Below are 2,871 nucleotides of genomic sequence, written 5' to 3'. Positions count from 1 at the left end.
CGGGAAGCGCGAAGGGGCGAACACGAGCCCGACATCCTTGCGGGCGACGCGGCGGCTCGCAATCCGGTGCTAGCGTGGCGGAGGTGGGCGAGCCTGTGATCGATACCCCGCCCGCCTCCGCGGGCAGCGCCCGGTATCGGCTTCGTCCGGGGGTGACGCTGCGCCAGCACGCGGCGCGCGGGACGCTCATCAACGGCGCCTTCATGACGGGCCTCACCGGGCTGACGTTCGTGAAGGGGTTCCTCCTGGCGGCCTTCCTCACGCCGTCGGACTACGGCATCTGGGGGATCCTGCTCATCTCCCTGGGCACGCTGACCTGGCTGAAGCAGATCGGCGTCCCGGACAAGTACGTCCAGCAGGACGAGGAGGACCAGGAGCTCGCGTTCCAGCGTGCGTTCACGATGGAGCTGATCGTCAACTCCATCCTGTTCGTGATCCTGCTCGCCGCGGTGCCGCTCATGGCCGTGGCGTACGGCAACTCGGAGCTCATCCTGCCCGGCTTCGCCCTCGCGCTGCTGATCCCGGCGGGCCAGCTCCAGGTTCCCTTCTGGATCCTGTACCGGCGCATGCAGTTCGCCCGCCAGCGCATCTACCAGGCGGTCGACCCCGTGGTCGCGTTCATCGTCACGGTCGTGCTCGCCGTCGCGGGGTTCGGATACTGGGCGCTGGTGGTGGGGGTCCTCGTCGGCTCGTGGATGGGAGCGCTGGTCGCGCTGCTGACCACGCCCTACCGGCTGCGGATCCGCTACGACCGGGGCACGCTGCGGTCCTACGCGCGGTTCTCGGCCCCGCTGTTCGTCGCCAGCGTGGGCGGCATCGTGATCGCCCAGGCATCGATCTTCTTCGGCGAGGACGCCCTGGGCCTCGCCGGGGCGGGCGCCATCACCCTCGCCGCGCAGATCACGCAGATGACGGGGCGGGTCGATCAGGTGCTGTCGGCCACCCTGTACCCCGTCATCTGCACCGTCCGCGACCGACGGGCCCTCCTGTTCGAGACGTTCGTCAAGTCCAACCGCCTCGCGCTGATGTGGGCGCTGCCCTTCGGGGTCGGCCTCGCGCTCTTCACGTCCGACCTCGTGCACCTGGTGCTGGGCGACGAGTGGACCGGGGCCATCCTCATCGTCCAGGCGACCGCGATCGCGGCGGCGCTGAGCCAGCTCGGCTTCAACTGGACGTCCTACTGCCGGGCGCTGGACGACACGCGCCCGATCGGCATCGCGACCCTCGTCCAGGCCTCCGCGTTCGTCTGCACCATCCCGATGTTCTACGTCTGGGGCGCGGAGGGATTCGCCGCGTCGACGATCATCACCGTGCTGGTGAGCCTCGCGGTCCGCGGCTACTTCCTGCGCAGGATCTTCCGGGGGTTCGGCATGGCCCGGCACGCGATCCGCGCGCTGGCGACCGTCGTCCCCGCCGTCGCGGCCGTCGCGGTGGCGCGAGCGCTCGAGGGCGCTGGCGAGCGGGGCTGGGGCGTCGCGCTGACGGAACTGGCCCTGTTCGTGGGCTTCACCGGTGCGGCGACCTGGGCCTTCGAACGGGACCTGCTCCGTGAAGCGATCAGCTATCTGCGACGGCGTCGGGCGGTTACGGAGCCACTACCGGCCTGATCCGGGGCGACGCGTGCTACCGTCGCCGACGCAGCGGCGCGACACCTGACGCCCGTCGGCATCCCACCCACATGGACCACCCCGTGAATCAGGCGGCTCAGGGCGACCCGCACACCACCACGCTGCGCGACTACCTGCGGATCCTGCGCCAGCACCGGATCGGCATCGTCCTGATCGTCGTCGGGATCGTCGTGACGACGGTCGCGCTCACCGCCCAGGTGTCGAAGTCCTATCGCGCCGAGTCCTCGATCCAGCTCCGCGACGTCACGCAGGACGTTGGTCTCATCGGGCGGGTCGACGTGCTCCCGACCAACCCCGCGGTCAGCGCGTCGCAGGCGGCGGACCTCGTCCGCTCGGTCCAGGTCTCGACGCAGGTCCGTGACGAGCTGAACTCCCCGCTGTCCATCCGTGAGCTGCGCAGCAAGGTGACCGGCAACGTCGAGCTGCGGACGAACCTGGTCATCGTGACCGCGGTGGACGACGGCGCACGGGACGCCAAGATCCTCGCGGACGAGTTCGCCCGGCAGACCGCCAAGTACCTCAACGCCCAGCAGCGCGCCCGTCTGATCGGCGCCCAGCGCAGCCTCGAGCGGGAGCTCAAGCGCGTCCTCACCCGCGTCCGTGACAAGGACAGCCCGACCCGCGACACCGATGCGCTGACGGCATCCGCCTACCGGCAGGAGATCGCGCAGCTCGCGTCGCTGCAGCGGTTCTCGAAGGCCGCGGTCCTGGTCGAGAGCGCGGATCTGCCCGCGGCGCCGTTCTCCCCGCGCCCCGTGCGCAACGCGGTGATCGCCCTCATCCTCGGCCTCACGCTCGGCGTCGGCTACGCCTTCCTGCGCAACTCCCTCGACCGGCGCCTTCGCAGCGCCGACGACGTCCGCCGGGAGTTCCCGTACGCGCTGCTCGGCATGCTCAGCGGCGACGCGCTGGGCGCCACGGCGGTCCCGACTCCGGGCGGGCGCGTCATGCCCGCGACCGACATCGAGGCCGCGCGGATCATCCGCACCAACCTCGGCTACCTCGACGTCGACGACCCCGCCAAGCTCATCGCCGTCACCAGCGCGCTGCCCGCGGAGGGCAAGTCGACCGTGGCCTCCGCCGTGGCGACCGCCAGCGCCCTCTCCGGGCAGCTGACCCTGCTGATCGAGTGCGACCTGCGACGCCCGTCGCTCGCCGGCCGGCTGGGCATCGAGCGCTCCCCCGGCCTGAGCGACTACCTGGGTGGCAACGCCACACCGGCCGAGGTGCTGCAGACCGTCCG

At 71.0% G+C, this 2,871-nt stretch carries 2 protein-coding genes; both read left to right on the top strand.

Annotated features, from left to right (window positions below; all coding sequences use genetic code 11):
• Positions 1–83: 83 nt before the first annotated feature.
• Complete coding sequence (locus tag ABYE80_RS19290) at positions 84–1,607, top strand: oligosaccharide flippase family protein (protein ID WP_372791933.1); 1,524 nt, start codon at positions 84–86, stop codon at positions 1,605–1,607.
• Between the two features lie 83 nt (positions 1,608–1,690).
• The coding region (locus ABYE80_RS19285) for a YveK family protein (protein ID WP_372791932.1) at positions 1,691–2,871 on the top strand (1,181 nt) is incomplete at its 3' end.

It is taken from the genome of Paraconexibacter sp. (genome assembly GCF_041602235.1).
Classification (GTDB): domain Bacteria; phylum Actinomycetota; class Thermoleophilia; order Solirubrobacterales; family Solirubrobacteraceae; genus Paraconexibacter.
Note: the sequence above shows the minus strand (reverse complement) of the source record. Positions and strands in the feature narration are given on the sequence as shown.